Source organism: Demequina sp. (assembly GCF_016278775.1).
Lineage (GTDB): Bacteria > Actinomycetota > Actinomycetes > Actinomycetales > Demequinaceae > Demequina.
The window spans coordinates 1-16077 of the sequence record NZ_JADQBF010000108.1 but is presented as its reverse complement, the minus strand read 5'-3'; the positions used below and the strand labels follow the sequence as shown (position 1 = coordinate 16077).

Sequence of the window (16077 nt, the reverse complement as noted above, 5' to 3'; positions counted from 1 at the left end):
GGTGATCGGGGTCGAAGTTGAGGGCGTCGAAGTTGAACCACTCGGCCTCGACCTCAGGCCCCTCGGCCACCTCCCAGCCCATGGCCACAAAGATGTCGCACATGGTGTCCTGGAGCGTCTCCAGCGGGTGCCTGGCGCCCAGGGGCGCGCGCAGCACGGGGAGGGTGACGTCCACGGCCTCCTCGACCAGCACGCGGGCGTCGCGCTCCGCCTCGAGCACCTCGGTGCGGGCCGCGAGCGCGCGACCAATCGACGCGCGGGCCCCGCCCAGCAGCTTGCCTGCGGCGGCCTTGTCGGGCCCGTCCAGGGCGCCGATGCCCCTATTAGCCAGCGTCAGCGCGGCCTTGTCGCCCGTGTGGGCAAGGCGCGCCTCCTTGAGCTCTTCCAGGGTGGTTGCGGCCTCGAAAGCGCTGATGGCAGCGGCGACGGCCGCCTCAACGCCGTCGGCGTCGAGCGGATGAAGATCAGACATGGGAAAACCCCTCGAATGGGTTGAAGGCTCGGCCAGAAGTCTATCGACGGCGCGGGGCGGGGAGGTCACGGCTCACGAGGAGGTGACACACCCAGGGCTGCGGCGCGCGGGATCAGGCCCGGCGGTCCTCGCCGGGCCTACAGAAAGTAGCGGGCCGTGCTCACGGGCACCATGGTAGCGGCTACGGGCTGTCCCACAGCAGCGCGACCAGGGCGAGCGCGGCAATGAACACGGCCACGGTGTTCACCACCGGCAATGCGATGCGCAGCGCGCGAGGCATCTTCGGGTTCTTGACCACGGGAATGCTCATGAAGAACAGAATGAGCGACACGGGCACCATGAACCACGCCGTGATGATCAGCACGAACGGCACGAACATCGTGATGCGCTCCGGCAGCCCCACGTGGGCGCCAAGCTTGTAGACCTCGTCGCCCTTCCACAGAAAGCGCTGGAACCCGGGAACGTAGCCCCTGATCGCCAGCCGCCCCTCGCCGCCCTTGCGCAGCGGGATGAGCCACCCACCCCGTACAGGACGGGCGCGTTCGCCGTTGATGAGCACCTTGGAGACGACGCCGAGGGTGCCGTCGACCTCCACCTTGGGCTTGGCGCCCTCAAGGTCGAGCACGACGCGGTTGCTGGGAGTGTCAGTCACGGCGTTGAGGGTAGCAGGTGCGAGCTGAAGCTCTGTCAGCTGGCTGCGGCCCACGCGGACGCGTAGAGGCACACCGCGGCCGCCGTGCCCAGGTTCAGGCTCTCGGCCTGACCAAACAGGGGAATCCTGACCACGGCGTCTGCCAGGGACAACTCCTCGGCGCTCAGCCCCCACGCCTCGTTGCCGAACACCCACGCCGTGGGGACGATGAGGCTCGGCCCGCCGTCGGAGCCCAACTCGCTGTCTCCAGAGACATCGGCCGCGAGAATGCTGAGGCCCGCCTCGCGCGCTGCCTTCACGGCCGCATCGAGTGATTCGGCGCGCACCACCGGAAGGTGAAACAGGCTGCCTGCCGTCGCCCTGACCACTTTGGGGTTGGTCGGGTCTACGCTGTCGCCCGCCAGCACCACGGCGTCGGCGCCGGCGGCGTCGGCCACGCGAATGGCCGCACCCGCGTTGCCTGGGTCGCGCACCTGGGACAGGATCGCCACCAGCCTGGGGGCGGCGGGGAGTTCGGCCGACACGGCACCGGACGACGCTACGGCGACGATGCCTTGGCCGTCGCCAGAGAGGGCGTGGGCAACGTCGGCCGTGACGGGGTGAACGTACAAGCCAGCGTCGAGCGCGGCGTCGGCGATGAGGGCGAGCGGACCGCGAGCGCCCAGGGCATCCTCAAGGACGTACACGTCCCGCACGTGCTCCGCCCGATGCGCGACCAGCTCGCGCACCGCTTGGGGGCCCTCCACGAGCACCTGGCCTGCGCGTCGGCGTGCAGAACGCCCCGCCAAGGCGGCCACCTGCTTGACACGATCCGCTCGCGGATTCGCGAGAGTCGCTGAGAGGTGGCGCCCCACGGGGCGTTCTGTCATGCCTGGTGTCGCCCTACGCTACGGGCGCGTTGACGTCGGCAGGCAGCGCCTTCTTGGCGATGTCGACCAACTGCTTGAAGGCAGCCTCGTCGCTCACGGCGAGTTCGGCGAGCATGCGACGGTCCACCTCAATCTCAGCGGCCTTGAGGCCCTGGATGAGGCGGTTGTACGTCATGCCGTTCGCGCGGGCCGCAGCGTTGATGCGCTGGATCCACAGCTTGCGGAACTCGCCCTTGCGGGCACGGCGGTCCCGGTACGAGTACATGAGGGAGTGGGTGACCTGCTCCTTCGCCTTGCGGTACAGACGTGAGCGCTGGCCCCGGTAACCGGATGCGCGCTCGAGGGTAGTGCGGCGCTTCTTCTGGGCGTTAACAGCCCGCTTGACGCGTGCCATGGGGTACTCCTTGGTGTCTTAGGGGGCTACTTGCCCAGCAGCTTCTTGATCTTCTTGGCATCGGCACCTGGCAGGATGCCGTCGATGGCGACACGACGCTTGCGCGACGACGTCTTCTCTTCAAACTTGTGCACGTTCATTGCCGACGCGTGCTTCACCTTGCCGGTACCGGTCAGCTTGAATCGCTTCTTGGCACCCGAGTGGGTCTTGTTCTTGGGCACGTTTGCCCTCCTTCACTTGAGCGTCTGGCCGCACTGGTGAGCGCGGCACACATTCCCCGGGCGCGGTGGCCCGGACATCTTTTCTTGAGGACTCAGGCCTCTGCGGGAGCCTCGGTCGGGGCGGCTGCCTCTTTCTCGGCATCCTTCGCGGACTCGCGCTCCGCACGTTCCGCGTTCTCGGTAGCCTTCTTGGCTTCGCGCGCCTTGCGCTGTTCCTCCTTGGCTTCCGCCTTCTTCTTCAGCGGCCCCAGTACGAGCGACATGTTGCGTCCCTCTTGGCTGGGCAGGTTCTCCACCACGGCGAACTCTGCAACCTCGTCGGCCAACTTCAGCAGCAAGCGCCTACCCATCTCGGGACGGGACTGCTCGCGACCACGGAACATGATGGTGACCTTGACCTTGTCGCCGCCCTTAAGGAAGCGAACAACGTGGCCCTTCTTGGTCTCGTAGTCATGCTCGTCGATCTTGAGACGGAACCGCATCTCCTTGATCTCGGTGTTGGCTTGGTTGCGACGCGCCTCGCGCGCCTTGACCGCCGCTTCGTATTTGAACTTGCCGTAGTCCATGAGCTTCACGACGGGTGGGCGCGAATTCGGGGCCACCTCGACCAGATCGAGATCGGACTCCTGAGCAAGCCGCATGGCGTCCTCAATCCTGACGATGCCTACCTGCTCGCCCTGCGGGCCTACCAGTCGGACCTCGGGGACTCGGATGCGTTCGTTGATGCGGGGCTCGTTGATAATCGCTCCTTCGTTGACGTCAATGGGCTTCCGGCAAAGGAAAAGGCCCCTGCCAGAACGCGAGCAGGGGCCACCAAGGACGAGACGAACGCGAGCGTTCATCCAGACCAAACCCTGGCCCACTACTGTGGCCCTGAGGGTGGGAGGTGACCTCCACTTGCGAGCCGCAGAACATCTACGGCCGGTCGACGTACAAGAATAGCACCATGACCTCCCCAACGCCCAGCCCGGATTCCAAGCCCACTGCCCCCGGCGTCGGCGAACCGCTTGACGCGGCACGCGACATTGCCGAGGTGTCGGCGGTCGAACTGATCACCACGGTGAGCGTGCACCTCATGTCAGCGGCCGCCTTGCGATGCGGCCTGGCAGAGGAGGGAGAGGAGTTTCAGGACCTCTCCGAGGCCCGCGTTCTCATCAACGCCCTGGCCGCCCTGGTAACCGGGGCATCGCCCGACCTGGGCAACACGCACGCACGCGCTCTCAGGGATGGCCTAAGAAGCGTACAATTGGCCTTTCGAGAGGCGTCCGCGGTGCCCGACGCACCTGGTGAGGGGCCCGGAGAGAAATATACCGGAGCAGTGAACTAGATGAGCAGCACCCCCCCGCAGGACACGAGGAAGGCTATGCGCAACGCCGCGAACGAGGAAACGACCGTCCTCACGCCCGTCTCTGACGGCACGGCGGCGCTCGATCGCATCCCCGTGAAGCGTCAGCGACTGTGGATCATCGTGACCTCCCTGCTGCTCGTGCTGCTCATGGTGGCCGGGTACATCATCTATCGCCTCGTAGACGTATCGAACCAGTGGGAAGCCCAGGTCGAGGACGTCAAGGCCCAGAACTACGACCTCGGCCAGCGCCTTGCCGACGAACAGACCCAGGTCATCGACCTTCAAGGCCAAGTCGACACCGTCTCCGAGCAATTGCGCACCGTCCAGCAACGCATTCTGGAACTCGCCGACGACGTCGCGCAGCGGGACGACAACGCCGAGTTCTATGCACGCCAAATCTCAGACCTCACCGCCGTGCTCACCACAGCGTCGGCCGTGGCAAACTCCCTCAACAAGTGTGTGGACTACAAGGAACAGCTCATCGGCTACCTCAAGGATCCCGACAACTACGACCCAGCAGAGGTCACCGAGTTCGAGAACGGCGTGACCAAGGTGTGCGACGCCGCCACCTCCGCGAACTCAGATCTCCAAACGGCCCTCGCTCAATGATCCGCAGTCGCGTGCTCCTCGCCGCGGTCGCTGCGGCTGGCCTTCTCGCCGGTTGCGCGGCGCTTCCCGATGAGCCATCACCGCTTCCGTCCAACTACGTGCCGGTGGTGTCCGTCGACGATGTTGCGCAGGCGGGAAATCTCTCGTCAGACGGCTTCAGCCAGGCGCAGCGCATGACGGTGCGCGTGCGCAACGTCGGTTGTGACGACCTCAGGACAGGCACCGGCTTCGCCTACGACGCCCACACCCTGATCACCAACCGTCACGTGGTGGAGAACACCCGCAAGTTGGAGGTCACCACGTACGACGGCCGCACCGTCTCCGTGACCGCGGCCTCCGTCGCGGCCGTCGCCGACCTCGCGATCATCACCACGGAAGAGGCCATGCCAGCCGGTGCGGTCCTCGCGCAAGAGGACCCCATGGAGGGAGACGCCATCACCGTTGTCGGCTACCCCAACGGCGGCAAACTCACCACGGTGTCAGGTGTGGTCCTGGGCACCACGGCAGACCCGTTGGGAGCGGCCCTGGGAACGGTGCTTGCCACAACGGCACCCGTGCAGCCGGGCTCGTCCGGCTCCCCGGTGCTCAACGAGCGCGGCGAAGTAGTGGGCGTCATCTACGCCAAGAACGAGGCGGAGCAGTCCTTCATGGTGCCCGTGTCGCTGCTGCGCACGCTGCTGGATGAGGAACAGTTGCTCGTTCCCCAGCAACAGTCGTGTGACGCCTAGCGCCGCCGAGTGATGTTTTCCGCACCTCGGCACTGAAGTATTCCCCGCTGGTGCCCGCTCCGGTAGGGTCCTAGGCGCAAGCCTGAGGGAGGGCCATGACCGAGCAGCCTGGCGCGAGTGCGCCCGTGCCATCACCAGACGCGGCCGTGCCGCCATCAGACGCTTCCGTGCCGCCACTTGAAGCGTCCGTGCCGCCACGCCGCAAGCGTCGGCTGTTGCGATGGTTCGGGTGGAGCTTCGCAAGCCTCGGCGTGCTGGCCCTCATCGGCCTGAGCGCCTACCTGGTGGTCGTGTCGAACCAGTGGAGCGACAGGGTCGACGAGCTCACCGTGATCTCAGAGGACCTGGGCCAATCCGTCGCCGACGCCAGGGCCGCCCAAGCCGACGCCGAGGCCAGGATGGACATCGCCCGCGTCGAACTCGAGAACGCGACCACTCGCATCACCGACCTCGCCAACGAGGAGGCCCAGGCGAAGGATCGCGAATCGGTGCTGATCGACTACGTGGACGCCATGATCAGCTGCGCCGATGGACGTGCTGTGGTGATCAAAGTGCTGACGACCAGGTATGTCTTCGACGACGGCAGGAGCGCCTCCGCCCACGCGCGTGAACTCGACGCGTACTGCGACGACGTCTCGTCGCAGTTCAGCGCCTTCAAGGAAGAGATCGCCCAGTGACTCAGGTGCGTGCCGCGCTTGCAGGTGCGGGCACCGTCCTCGCGATTGCCGCGTGCGGAGTCATCCCGGCGCCGCCCCCAGCGTTGGATGCCGACTTCATCCCCGACGTCGTCTCCCCCACACTCGATCCCTCCGCAGCGTCGTCCGACGGCTTCACGACGGAGCAACACCTCGCCGTGCGCATCCGCGTCGAGAACTGTGACGGGTGGGCGACCGGCTCTGGGTGGATCCTCTCGGAAAACCAGGTGGTCACCAACCGGCACGTCATCGAGAACGGCACCCGCATCGAGGTGACCACGTATGACGGGCGTGACTTCACAGTGCTGTCCTCGCAGGTTGCCCCAGTCGCGGACCTCGCCCTGCTGACGCTCGACAACGTGTTCACCGAGGTGGCCGAGTACGAGATCACCGGCGCTCAGTTTCTGGACCCCCTGACGATCATCGGATACCCGTCGGGCGACAGGCTCACCGTGGAGGAGGGCCACTACCTGAACGCGGGGATCGACGAGGTCGACGACTCGCGGGAGCTCGTGTGGTCCGTGCGGGGACACGTCGAGCCCGGCAGTTCCGGCTCCGCGGTGTTCAACGACGAGGGCAAGGTAGTGGCCGTGGTGTACGCGGGCGACGAGTTCCAGCGGGCGATCGCGTGGCCCATCGTGTGGCTCGACCGCCTCGTCCAGGACCCGACGGGGTGGCAGGACAACACCGCTTCTTGCTCCTAGTGGGGACAGGTCCGGTAGCGGTGACAGGTCCGGTAGCGGTGACAGGTCCGGGGGCGCCCCTCTTGCCGTCGGCCCTGGTGCCATGAGCGCGTAGCCCCCGACTCCCGCCGGAGTGGCTCAATCCATGCCGGTTTGCGCGGTGTCCGGGCGCCTGGTGGCCTGATTCGTACCACACTTCGCCTCACATCACCCCGCCCGAGGGCTCCGCATTGTCCCGCTCGCGACCCCTCGCCAGCCCGTTGGCGGGTGCGTCCTGGCGTCGTGCCCAGGCCGGGTGTGGTGGGCTTGTCCACAGGTCATCGTACCTGGTAGGTGCATGTCAGGGGGTGGTGATTGACTGGTTTCATGACGGACCAGACAGCCGCCGATGATGCGGCACGAATCACGCGAGTGAGCGCCCTGGCAGGTGAGCTTGTGCACCGTGACATCTCGGGCTTGTCACACGAAGAGCTATTGGCCGAGTACGACGCTGTGGCCAGGTTGGGGCGCCTGGCCGACGCGTTGGAGGCCCGCTATGCGGGTGAGATTGCACGACGCTCCACCCCCGACCAACTTGGTGGTGGGCTCGCGAGGCGGCAGGGTTTTGGCAACGCGGGTGCGATGGTCGCCTCGGTGACGGGTGGTTCCCAGGCTGGTGCGTGGCGGTCCATTGAGGCTGGTCGGGCGTTCATTGCTGAGCCCGCACTGCCCTCCGAGTCCGAGTCCACTCAGTCCGATCCTGCCCAACCCGACCAAGCTCAGCTCGACCAGGCCTCACCTGCGCCCCGTTACCCGGCGATCACAGCCGCCTCGATGGCTGGCAATCTGTCCACGGACGCGGCCGGGATCATCACTGTGGGACTTGAACGACTCACGGACCGTGTTCCCAGCGACCAGTTGCATGACCTGGAGCAACGGTTGGTCGACAAGGCTGTGGGGCTTGGCTTGCGGGAGGTGCGAAGGTTGGTGACCCGCCAGGTCGCAAGAGCCGATCAGGCCGGTCACATGGAACGTGAAAAGCGTCAACACGCGGACAGGTTCCTGTCCTGGACGGAAGACCACACCGGGATGGTCACCCTCAGTGGTCGTCTGGATGCGGTCACCGCCGCACCGATCCGAACCGTGCTGGAGCAAATGGTCACCCAGCAGTTTCGCATCCGTCGTGACCGCGACCCTCAAGAACAGGATCAACGCACCCGCGGTCAGATGTGTGCAGACGCCCTACGTGACCTGGCCCGGCATGCTTTGGGCTGCAAGAGCACTGACAGTTCAGGTGTGCGCACCACCATCATCGTGCGCATGAACCTCAGTGACCTGAACGCTGGTGAAGGGTTAGGCACGATTGATGGCACTGCGCAACCCGTGTCTGTCGGTGAACTGCGGCGCCTCGCCGGTGACGCGGGGGTGATTCCCCAAGTCCTTGGTGGCCCCAGCGAGGTCCTCGACCAGGGACGCAACGTCCGCATGTTCACGAAGGCCCAACGCCTGGCGTTGTTGGAACGGGACGGGGGTTGTGCGAAATGTCATGCACCATCAGAACACTGCGAAGCCCACCACATCATCTGGTGGGAACACGGCGGAAGATCAGACCTCAGCAACGGGGTCATGTTGTGCACCAGATGCCACCACGACATCCACCGCCAACACTGGGGCATCAAAATCAAGGGTGACCGAGTCTGGTTCATCCCACCCCGAGACATCGACCCACTGCAGCAACCACGACTCGGCGGACTCGCGGCACTCACCCTCGCCCACGGTGGAACAGGACCCAGCGACGGCGCAGGCAACGGGCGCGCCGACGCGCCCGCCAAACCTCCTGGGGAGAACTCTGTCCAAGAGAACTCCACCCGCAAAGCCGCCTAACCCGGTCACTCGGGAGAACTCCGTCCGCAACGCCGCCTAACCCGGTCACTCGGGAGAACTCCGCCCGCGAGGCTGCCTACCCGCTCGCGCCGCGTCGCACGGTACGGGACCGCAAGGCCCTAGCCGGACCAGGTGGCGAGGCGGAGCTCCATGCTGTCCACCCTGTCGGCCACGACCGACGACGCGGCAAGCGCCTCGTGCACGCGCCGCACCGCATCGTTAACGGCACCTTGTGGCAGGCCAGGCACCAGCGCCACCACCACGGCCACCTCGGCCTGTCTGCCAGGCGCCGCGTCAATGCGCCGCACGTCGTCGCCCAGGGGAATCGCCTCAATGATCGCGTCGCGCACGTCATCCACGACGCGGTCGTCCACCACTGCTGGCCGCCATGTCTCGCCCTGACCGAGCGCCCACACGGCCGGCCGCGGGATCACCACCGACTCCATGGCGGGGTTGAGCACCATCACATTCCAGCCTTCCGCAGCGGCCGCGAGGGCGGCACGCGGGCCCTCGGCAGGAACGGGCCGAGCCTCCGCATTCCAGGTGCGCATGGCATCGACGTCGGTGAAGATGGGCAACGCGGCCCTGCCGTCGGGAATCTGCAACGCCACCACGCCGGTCGATGCCACGTGGTCCTGTTCCAGCCCGTGCTTGCCGACGATGCGCTGCTCGCCTTCCGCCAACACCGGCACCAGCACGCGCGCATACTGCAACGCGTCCACCACCTCCGTGAGAGGCGCCCTGCCGCGCGAGAAGCGAATGAGCGACTGCGCAAGGCGCGCGTCCGCACTGCCGTCGTCGTCGGCGAATACCGACTCGGGGATGTCCTTGAGCGGATCCTGGCGGGGGTCGCGCTCGTGCTCACTCATGCGGCCAGCCTAGCGACGCCGGGTGACGACGCCTCCGGCCCCGCGACCGCCACGTGCGACCGGCCACGTGCGACCGCTACGGCCTGCCCGCCGCGTCGAGCGCCTGCGGCAACGTGAAATTGCCGTTGTACAGCGCCTTGCCCACGATCGCGCCCTCGACCCCCAACGGTGTGAGGCTGCGGATGGCCTCGATGTCGGCGAGCGAGCTCACGCCTCCGGACGCCACCACCGGCGCCTTGGTCGCCTCGCACACCTGGGCCAACAACTCAAGGTTGGGACCGTTCAACATGCCGTCCTTGTTGACGTCAGTGACCACGTAGCGGGCGCAACCCGCGGCATCGAGTCGCGCCAGCACCTCCCACAGGTCGCCGCCCTCCTTGGTCCAGCCGCGCGCCGCGAGCGTGGTGCCCCGCACGTCGAGTCCCACCGCCACGCGGTCGCCGAAACGATCAATCGCCGACGCCGTCCACTCGGGGTTCTCCAAGGCGGCTGTGCCGAGGTTGACGCGTGCACAACCGGTGGCCATGGCGCGATCGAGGGATTCGTCGTCCCGAATGCCGCCGCTCATCTCCACCTTGACGTCGACGGCCTTCACGACCGCCGCGAGCAGCTCCGCGTTGGAGCCGCGGCCAAACGCCGCATCGAGATCCACCAAGTGAATCCACTCGGCGCCGCCGTTGACCCAATCGAGCGCGGCGCTCAGCGGGTCGCCATATCCCGTCTCGGATCCGGCCGCGCCCTGCGTGAGGCGCACAGCCTGGCCGTCGGCCACGTCGACAGCTGGTAGGAGTTCAAGGCGGGGCAGGTCGGTCATTGGGTTCGCTTTCTCACGTCAGTGGGGCCGCGGACCAGAGTACCGGTGACGAGCCAGGGCTCACGGCGGCTACCAGGGTACCGGCGGCGAGCCTAGATCGTCGTCATCTGCAAGAGCACGACGTTGTCGTCCGCGTCAAGATACGCCAACACCGTCCAGCCTGCTGCGGGAAAGGCTCCCGGCTGGCATTCCCACCACGGCCCGTCGCCAAGCTCGTCCTCGAGTGCTGGCACCACGTTGGGTTCCACCATCGTGTCGGCCCAGCCGCACTCGCTCGCGGGGACAGCGTCGCCAGGGGCGAACGTCACCACCGCTTCGATCCAGGAGTCGGTGGGCCCCGGGACCGTCACCTCGCGATCGCCATCGGGCTCGCGGGAGGGCCCGCCCGAGTAGGAGATCGTCACCGCACTGGCAAGCGAAGGAACCCTCTCGACCATCAAGGTCAAGCCCGTGAGAACCTCGCCAGTGCCCCACTTGCCAGCGGCGATGCTGTGCAGTTCGCCGCCATCGTTGTCGTCAGACTCGGCCCCGCAACCCGCAACCAGCACCCCGACCAACAGCGCGGCACCGCCTTGCACCGCCCCACGCCTCACAGCGTCGCGACCCAGTTGCGCAGCAACTGCAGCCCTGCCTCGCCAGACTTCTCGGGATGAAACTGCGTCGCACACAGGGGCCCGTTTTCGACGGCGGCCACAAAGCGATCGGCGTCGTCGCCCTCCCCCGCCTCCGACCACGTCAGCAGCGGCGGCGACAGCCTGCCAGTGTCCTCCGAGGTGCCTAACGGGAACTCGCGCGCGCCGTAGGAGTGCACAAAGTAGAAGCGCTCGTCCTCCACTCCAGCAAACAGCCGAGTCTCGGGGGGCGGCGCCACGGTGGCCCACCCCATATTGGGCACGATGCTGGTGCGCAGCAACTCAACAGTGCCGGGCCACTGGTCGAGGCCAACTGCCTCCTCGCCGTGCTCCACGCCCCGCTCAAACATCACCTGCATCCCCACGCAAATGCCCAACACGGCACGCCCTCCCGCGAGCCGGCGACCCACGATCTGGTCTCCATGCACCGCGCGCAGACCCTCCATACACGCCGCGAACGCACCCACACCGGGCACCACCAAGCCGTCGGCATTCTCGGCCGCGGCACGATCGGCCGTGAGGGTGACGTCGGCACCCACATGCTCGAGGGCCCTCACCGCGGAACGCACATTGCCAAAGCCGTAGTCGAGGACGGTCACCGTGGGCATGCGGCGATTCTAACGTTCAGCCCGATTCCGCTGCGCTTCTCGCTTGGCCTCCTTGGAGAGCCTCCGCAACGCCGCGAAGGCAGCGATCCGGCTCATGTGCGCGTCGAACACCTTGTCCTCATGGGTGACCGCAACGTCGGCGAGGGTTTGTGCCCCTGTCATGAGCGTGGTGACCACCCCTGGCGCGTCGTTGAGCGCTAAGCCGGGCGGCAACGTGTCGCCACGCTGACCCGCCAGGTACCGCCACACCGTGATCTGACCCTCGCGACGCTCCATCGCCAGCAGCGGGCGTTCCTTGGCGAAGCTGGACACCGCGTGGGCGGCGCCGTGCATGCTCTTGGGCCTGGCATCGTCCAGCACGGCGATGGCCCCCGCGGAGGTCTCCACGATCTGAGCCTTCACGCCGTTGAGGGAGCACAGGGCCGCGAGCACCTTGCCGTTGGGAATTGGCGTGAACAGCGCCGCGATCTGAGCCGGAGCGCCGTCGAGTGCCTCCTCGGTCACAGCGCCCCCTTGGTCGAAGGGATCCCCTGCACTCTGGCGTCGGGCGACACCGCCGCGCGCAGCGCGCGGGCCAGCGCCTTGAACTGCGCCTCCACAATGTGGTGGGGGTCGCGGCCGGCGAGCACGCGCATGTGCACACAGATTCCGGCGTGGTGGGCGATCGACTCGAGCACGTGAGCCGTCAGCGAGCCGGCGAAGTTCCCGCCGATGAGGTGCGTGGCCTGCCCCGCTGGCTCCCCCGTGTGCACACAGTAGGGACGGCCGGACACATCGACGACGCACTGGGCGAGGGCCTCGTCCAGCGGCACCATGGCGTCGCCAAAGCGGGAAATGCCTGCCTTGTCGCCGAGCGCCTGCTTGAGCGCCTCGCCGATGCAGATGGCGACGTCTTCGACCGTGTGGTGGCTGTCGATGTGGACGTCACCGGTGGCTTCGACGCGCAGGTCCATGAGCGAGTGCTTTCCCAGCGCGGTCAGCATGTGGTCGTAGAACGGCACGCCCGTGCTGATCTGGGTGACGCCAGTCCCGTCGAGGTCGAGCTCCACGAGCACGCTCGACTCACTCGTGGCGCGCTCGATGCGTCCGGTGCGTGCCGGAGTGGTTCGGGCGCCAGTGGTGCCGGTCATGCGGTGACCTCCAAGAGTCCGTTGCGGAACATTGCCATCTCGCGCGCCGTGCCGATCGACACCCGCAGCCACCCCTCCGGCCCGACCACGCGAATCAACACTCCGCGCTCAAGAAGCCCGTCGAATACCTGCTCCCTGTCGGGCACCGGCCCAAACAGCACAAAGTTGGCGTCCGTGTCCGGCACCGTGTAGCCCTGCGCGCGCAACCAGTCCACAGTATCGTCACGCTCCGCGCGAATCTCGTCGACCTGAGCCTGCAGTTCGCGGTGGTGCGCCAGTGCGGCGCGGGCGGCCGCTTGGGTGATGGCGCTCAGGTGGTAGGGCAGGCGCACAATGCGCAGCGCGTCTACCACCTCCTTGCTCGCCGCAAGATAGCCCAACCTGCCGCCTGCGAGGGCAAACGCCTTCGACATCGTCCGCGTGACCACCAGGTGCGGCGTCTCAGGCAGCAGCGTCGCCGCGCTGGGCACTCCCCTGCGGCGGAACTCCGCATACGCCTCGTCTACCACCAGGATGCTGCCGCCTGGAACGTCGGCGCAGGCATCGGCGAGGCGTCGGACGTCTTCCAGACCGACGGCCGTGCCGGTGGGGTTGTTGGGGCTCGCGACCAACACGATCGTGGGCCCGATGTCTGCGATGGCCGCCACGGCAGCGTCAATGTCGAGGCCGAAGTCTTCGCGGCGCGGCAGCGTGACGTAGTCGGTGACGGTATCGCGGGCATACTCGGGGTACATCGAGTACGTGGGTGCGAAACTCAGCACCTTGCGACCGGGGCCAGCAAACGCCTGGTGCAGGTGAAGCATGATCTCATTCGAGCCGTTGGCCGCCCACATGTTGTGCGGCTCCAAGAAGTCGACGTGACTCTCGGCACCGAGGTACCGCGCTAGGTCGGCGCGCAGCGCCGTGAGCTCCCTGTCGGGGTAGCGATTGAGCCCCTCAGCCGCCTGACGCACGGCCTGGGTGATCGCGTCCACCACGCTGGGCGGGGGCGAGTACGGGTTCTCGTTCACATTGAGCATGGCGGCAACATCGAGTTGCGGGGCTCCGTACGGCGTGAGACCCACAAGTTCGGGGCGAAGCGGCAACGTCATGCGGAGAGTCTAGTGGCGGGCCGACCCGATTCGCGTAGGCGACGGGCGCTACAGTAGCGGCCATGAGGGGACGAGGGGTGGGGCTCGCTGCGGCCGTCGTCATCCTCCTGACGGGGTGCGGATCGCCGCCGGTCAGCGAGAAGGAATTCGCCGAGCGTATGGACTCTGTGGGCGGCGTGGAGGGGGCGTACATCAGCGACCACCAAAACCTGCCGTTCATCTTCACCTACGAAGCGACCGTTCAGCTCAAGGTCGAGGTCAGTAGTGCTCACGTGAGCGGCGTCTTCGAGGCGTTCGAGGAGTACGACGCCTTCGACAGGTACAGCCTGCACTCCGAGCTGGGAAGCGACGTCAGCGTGTCATGGAGCGCGGCATCGCTTCCCGACTCGAGCGTCCGCGAGGCCATCGCCACGGTGTGGCCAGCGGCGATGCGCCTGCCCGAGCACAGCATCGTCGACATGAAGGACTGGGCGTCGCCTCTGGACGTCGAGGTCGGGTCGAGCGCGCACGCTGACGAGTCATCCGCCCTGACTCACACCGAGCCGACAGCGCTCGCGGCCGTCGAATTCGCGGCGATCGTGGCGCAGGCGGAGCCAGACGCCGCGTTCGAACTCACTCTGGGTTCGGTGTGGATCAAGTCAGGGCTTGCCCGCTGCCCCGCCGCACCGGACGTCGTAGACGCCCTCATCGCGGGCTACGAGGTGATCCAACTGCAACTCTCGTGCGACGACGCTGGCAACAGCCTCGTCGCCGCCATCGACTCGATGGACACGGACGCCGCGCAGGCTCAGTTAGCGCCGCTAGCGGACGATGCGGGCGTGAGCCTTGTCGTGACGCCAGCGGACTTCACGACGGACGCGGGCGCCGACACCGCGCTTCGCGAGGACGTGAACGCCCTCATGGAGGCTTCCCGTCAGGTCGACGGCTACCCCCACGCCGACACCACTGACAGCGGTATCGCATTCGAAGCAGCCGACGAAGCCACCGTGCGAGCGATGGTGGAACACATGTCATCGACACCCGGCTACGACCGCCGCACCCTCGAGTTGATGGTGGGCGTTCCAGGAGATGCCCTCACCATTCCCAAGGCCGTGGGAGGCCCGCTGTATCTCGAACAGATTCTCGCGATCGACCGGGCCCCGAATGTGAACCGCTGGGCCGTCGGCATCCACCCCTCGGACCCGTCCAGACTCAAGGGGTCGGTGGTCGTTTCGGCCGACGATGTCGACCAGGCAGCCCGCGCCCTGCGCGACGCCGGCTTGGGCGAGATGGCCGGGTTGACCGTGTCGATCCGTGTGGTGAACTTCGACGACCACCGCATTGGCGCCGTCACGGCGGTCGTACACAGCGACGGGAGTCTGGAGTCCGAGCATCCGGCGGACTCTGAGCTAGCGCAGCCGTTCCTCGACGCGTGGGCTGGCGCGTGAGCTGACGCGTGGGCTGACGCGTGGGCTGACGCGTGAGCGTCAGTGCGGCGGGACCGCGCCGTCGTTGTCGCGACTAGCGCGTCAACCGCGCGGCGATGGCCTCGCCGTGCGCGGGCAGGTCTTCGGCGTTCGCGAGCGCGATGACCTTGTCGCCGACCGCTCCCAGCGCGGCCTCGTCGTATTCGATGATCGACACTGCGCGCAGGAAGCTCGTGACGTTCAGGCCGCTCGCGAATCGGGAGGTGCCGCCGGTGGGAAGCACGTGGTTGGAACCGGCCAGATAGTCGCCGAGCGGGACCGGACTGTGAGGGCCCACAAAGATGGCTCCCGCATTGCGAATGCGGCGCGCGACGGCCGCCGCGTCACGCGTGTGGACCTCGAGGTGTTCCGCGCCGTACGCGTCGGCCACCTGGATCGAGTGATCGAGGCTGTCGGTGAGGATGATCGCGCTCTGGACCCCTGTGAGCGCCTCCTTGGCACGCACGTCGTGCTTGGTGGCGCCGACGATGCTGGCCAGCCGCTCGTCGACCGCCTCGGCCAGGGCCTCGCTGTCTGTGATGAGCACGGAGCCAGCCAAGGGGTCGTGCTCCGCCTGGCTGAGAAGGTCGTACGCGACAAACATGGGGTCGGCGGCGTCGTCGGCGATGATCGCGATTTCGGTGGGGCCGGCCTCGGAGTCGATGCCGACGGTGCCGTTGACGGCGCGCTTGGCGGCCGCCACATAGACGTTGCCAGGGCCCGTGATGACGTCCACGGGATCGCACAGGGTTCCGCCCGCCGTGGCCTCGGCGCCGTATGCCAACATGCCGATGGCCTGGGCGCCTCCCACCGCATACACCTCGGTGACTCCCAGCAGCGCGCATGCCGCGAGGATGGTGGGGTGCGGCGCACCGCCGAACGCACGTTGTGGGGGCGTGGTCACCGCGATCTCGGTCACTCCGGCGGCCTGAGCGGCGACCACGTTCATCACGA

Annotated in this window: 20 protein-coding genes and 1 pseudogene; 7 read left to right on the top strand and 14 right to left on the bottom strand. The window is 67.1% G+C overall.

The window, feature by feature from the left end:
- The 6 genes and pseudogenes from QZZ33_RS11760 to infC form a co-directional block, all read right to left on the bottom strand.
- Positions 1-472, bottom strand: a pseudogene (locus QZZ33_RS11760) (phenylalanine--tRNA ligase subunit alpha); the annotation flags it as partial.
- A 181-nt stretch (positions 473-653) separates the two neighbouring features.
- Positions 654-1124, bottom strand: coding sequence for a hypothetical protein (locus tag QZZ33_RS11755; protein WP_291380206.1), 471 nt, complete (start codon positions 1122-1124; stop codon positions 654-656).
- A 35-nt stretch (positions 1125-1159) separates the two neighbouring features.
- Positions 1160-1993 (bottom strand): RNA methyltransferase, encoded by an 834-nt coding sequence (locus QZZ33_RS11750; protein WP_291380205.1) that lies wholly within the window; start codon positions 1991-1993, stop codon positions 1160-1162.
- Positions 1994-2006: 13 nt separating this feature from the next.
- Entirely contained in the window at positions 2007-2387 is a 381-nt protein-coding gene (rplT, locus tag QZZ33_RS11745) for a 50S ribosomal protein L20 (protein ID WP_291380204.1), read from the bottom strand.
- A gap of 26 nt (positions 2388-2413) precedes the next feature.
- Complete coding sequence (gene rpmI / locus QZZ33_RS11740; protein ID WP_291380203.1) at positions 2414-2608, bottom strand: 50S ribosomal protein L35; 195 nt, start codon at positions 2606-2608, stop codon at positions 2414-2416.
- A 92-nt stretch (positions 2609-2700) separates the two neighbouring features.
- Entirely contained in the window at positions 2701-3450 is a 750-nt protein-coding gene (gene infC, locus QZZ33_RS11735; RefSeq protein WP_291380202.1) for a translation initiation factor IF-3, read from the bottom strand.
- Between the two features lie 104 nt (positions 3451-3554).
- On the opposite strand from infC, the gene QZZ33_RS11730 reads away from it, so the two are divergent.
- The 6 genes from QZZ33_RS11730 to QZZ33_RS11705 all read left to right on the top strand — a co-directional run bounded on the left by QZZ33_RS11730 (position 3555) and on the right by QZZ33_RS11705 (position 8534).
- Positions 3555-3935: a DUF1844 domain-containing protein gene (locus tag QZZ33_RS11730; protein ID WP_291380201.1), complete on the top strand. Its 381-nt coding sequence runs from the start codon at positions 3555-3557 to the stop codon at positions 3933-3935.
- Between the two features lie 36 nt (positions 3936-3971).
- Positions 3972-4565, top strand: a complete 594-nt coding sequence (locus QZZ33_RS11725; protein WP_291380200.1) for a hypothetical protein — start codon at positions 3972-3974, stop codon at positions 4563-4565.
- Entirely contained in the window at positions 4562-5293 is a 732-nt protein-coding gene (locus tag QZZ33_RS11720) for a serine protease (protein WP_291380199.1), read from the top strand. Before QZZ33_RS11725 ends, QZZ33_RS11720 begins: the two co-directional genes overlap by 4 nt.
- A gap of 95 nt (positions 5294-5388) precedes the next feature.
- The gene (locus tag QZZ33_RS11715) at positions 5389-5970 is read left to right on the top strand and encodes a hypothetical protein (RefSeq protein WP_291380198.1); all 582 of its coding nucleotides are present in this window, start codon (positions 5389-5391) and stop codon (positions 5968-5970) included.
- Complete coding sequence (locus QZZ33_RS11710) at positions 5967-6692, top strand: serine protease (protein WP_291380197.1); 726 nt, start codon at positions 5967-5969, stop codon at positions 6690-6692. The genes QZZ33_RS11715 and QZZ33_RS11710 overlap by 4 nt, the downstream gene beginning before the upstream one ends.
- Before the next feature lie 345 nt (positions 6693-7037).
- Positions 7038-8534 carry an HNH endonuclease signature motif containing protein gene (locus tag QZZ33_RS11705; protein WP_291380196.1) on the top strand — a complete coding sequence of 499 codons (1497 nt, stop codon included), beginning with the start codon at positions 7038-7040 and terminating at the stop codon, positions 8532-8534.
- 119 nt (positions 8535-8653) lie between these two features.
- On the opposite strand, the gene QZZ33_RS11700 is transcribed toward QZZ33_RS11705, so the two are convergent.
- The 7 genes from QZZ33_RS11700 to QZZ33_RS11670 all read right to left on the bottom strand — a co-directional run bounded on the left by QZZ33_RS11700 (position 8654) and on the right by QZZ33_RS11670 (position 13678).
- Entirely contained in the window at positions 8654-9403 is a 750-nt protein-coding gene (locus tag QZZ33_RS11700; RefSeq protein ID WP_291380195.1) for an SseB family protein, read from the bottom strand.
- 76 nt (positions 9404-9479) lie between these two features.
- The gene (gene priA, locus QZZ33_RS11695) at positions 9480-10217 is read right to left on the bottom strand and encodes a bifunctional 1-(5-phosphoribosyl)-5-((5-phosphoribosylamino)methylideneamino)imidazole-4-carboxamide isomerase/phosphoribosylanthranilate isomerase PriA (RefSeq protein WP_291380194.1); all 738 of its coding nucleotides are present in this window, start codon (positions 10215-10217) and stop codon (positions 9480-9482) included.
- A gap of 92 nt (positions 10218-10309) precedes the next feature.
- Positions 10310-10795, bottom strand: a complete 486-nt coding sequence (locus QZZ33_RS11690) for a hypothetical protein (RefSeq protein WP_291380193.1) — start codon at positions 10793-10795, stop codon at positions 10310-10312.
- 11 nt (positions 10796-10806) lie between these two features.
- Positions 10807-11457 (bottom strand): imidazole glycerol phosphate synthase subunit HisH, encoded by a 651-nt coding sequence (hisH, locus tag QZZ33_RS11685; RefSeq protein ID WP_291380192.1) that lies wholly within the window; start codon positions 11455-11457, stop codon positions 10807-10809.
- Positions 11458-11466: 9 nt separating this feature from the next.
- On the bottom strand, positions 11467-11961 hold the full coding sequence (locus tag QZZ33_RS11680; RefSeq protein WP_291380191.1) for a hypothetical protein: 495 nt from the start codon (positions 11959-11961) through the stop codon (positions 11467-11469).
- Entirely contained in the window at positions 11958-12587 is a 630-nt protein-coding gene (hisB, locus tag QZZ33_RS11675) for an imidazoleglycerol-phosphate dehydratase HisB (RefSeq protein ID WP_291380190.1), read from the bottom strand. The genes QZZ33_RS11680 and hisB overlap by 4 nt, the downstream gene beginning before the upstream one ends.
- On the bottom strand, positions 12584-13678 hold the full coding sequence (locus QZZ33_RS11670) for a histidinol-phosphate transaminase (RefSeq protein ID WP_291380189.1): 1095 nt from the start codon (positions 13676-13678) through the stop codon (positions 12584-12586). The genes hisB and QZZ33_RS11670 overlap by 4 nt, the downstream gene beginning before the upstream one ends.
- A 62-nt stretch (positions 13679-13740) precedes the next feature.
- Here QZZ33_RS11670 and QZZ33_RS11665 point away from each other — a divergent pair, with 62 nt between their 5' ends.
- Positions 13741-15105 (top strand): hypothetical protein, encoded by a 1365-nt coding sequence (locus tag QZZ33_RS11665; RefSeq protein WP_291380188.1) that lies wholly within the window; start codon positions 13741-13743, stop codon positions 15103-15105.
- A 73-nt stretch (positions 15106-15178) separates the two neighbouring features.
- Here QZZ33_RS11665 and hisD read toward each other — a convergent pair.
- Positions 15179-16077, bottom strand: an 899-nt coding sequence (gene hisD / locus QZZ33_RS11660; RefSeq protein ID WP_291380187.1) for a histidinol dehydrogenase, incomplete at its 5' end; no start/stop codon positions are given.

Coding starts and splice junctions, on each gene's coding strand:
- QZZ33_RS11750 (WP_291380205.1), bottom strand. CDS start 1,993: ATGACAGAACGCCCCGTGGGGCGCCACCTCTCAGCGACTCTCGCGAAT.
- rplT (WP_291380204.1), bottom strand. CDS start 2,387: ATGGCACGCGTCAAGCGGGCTGTTAACGCCCAGAAGAAGCGCCGCACT.
- infC (WP_291380202.1), bottom strand. CDS start 3,450: ATGAACGCTCGCGTTCGTCTCGTCCTTGGTGGCCCCTGCTCGCGTTCT.
- QZZ33_RS11730 (WP_291380201.1), top strand. CDS start 3,555: ATGACCTCCCCAACGCCCAGCCCGGATTCCAAGCCCACTGCCCCCGGC.
- QZZ33_RS11725 (WP_291380200.1), top strand. CDS start 3,972: ATGCGCAACGCCGCGAACGAGGAAACGACCGTCCTCACGCCCGTCTCT.
- QZZ33_RS11720 (WP_291380199.1), top strand. CDS start 4,562: ATGATCCGCAGTCGCGTGCTCCTCGCCGCGGTCGCTGCGGCTGGCCTT.
- QZZ33_RS11715 (WP_291380198.1), top strand. CDS start 5,389: ATGACCGAGCAGCCTGGCGCGAGTGCGCCCGTGCCATCACCAGACGCG.
- QZZ33_RS11705 (WP_291380196.1), top strand. CDS start 7,038: ATGACGGACCAGACAGCCGCCGATGATGCGGCACGAATCACGCGAGTG.
- QZZ33_RS11700 (WP_291380195.1), bottom strand. CDS start 9,403: ATGAGTGAGCACGAGCGCGACCCCCGCCAGGATCCGCTCAAGGACATC.
- priA (WP_291380194.1), bottom strand. CDS start 10,217: ATGACCGACCTGCCCCGCCTTGAACTCCTACCAGCTGTCGACGTGGCC.
- hisH (WP_291380192.1), bottom strand. CDS start 11,457: ATGCCCACGGTGACCGTCCTCGACTACGGCTTTGGCAATGTGCGTTCC.
- hisB (WP_291380190.1), bottom strand. CDS start 12,587: ATGACCGGCACCACTGGCGCCCGAACCACTCCGGCACGCACCGGACGC.
- QZZ33_RS11670 (WP_291380189.1), bottom strand. CDS start 13,678: ATGACGTTGCCGCTTCGCCCCGAACTTGTGGGTCTCACGCCGTACGGA.
- QZZ33_RS11665 (WP_291380188.1), top strand. CDS start 13,741: ATGAGGGGACGAGGGGTGGGGCTCGCTGCGGCCGTCGTCATCCTCCTG.